We start from the raw sequence: 213 nt of genomic DNA, 5'->3' as shown, positions 1-213 counted from the left end.
GCTCTATCTGCTCGTTTCACTTTACTAGCTAGATTTCGACTAATATGAATTAAGCAACGTTGTTGTTTAGCTAATGGGTAAGCCTGACTGATAATCTGTTCAAGCCCCTTGAAGCCATCGGTCACTACAAGAGAAACCTGTTGGATTCCTTGGTTTTGAAGCTTGTCTAACAGGGTGGACCAAGAAGCATTATTTTCATTTGGGGCGATTTCA

General features: G+C 41.3%; 1 protein-coding gene. It reads right to left on the bottom strand.

Translation table 11 applies throughout. From position 1 onward, the window contains the following. On the bottom strand, positions 1 to 213 hold a 213-nt coding region (locus FDX22_RS00085), incomplete at both ends, for a transposase (RefSeq protein ID WP_186805251.1).

Source organism: Citrobacter sp. TBCS-14 (genome assembly GCF_005280805.1).
GTDB lineage: Bacteria > Pseudomonadota > Gammaproteobacteria > Enterobacterales > Enterobacteriaceae > Citrobacter > Citrobacter gillenii.
Note: the sequence above shows the minus strand (reverse complement) of the source record. Positions and strands in the feature narration are given on the sequence as shown.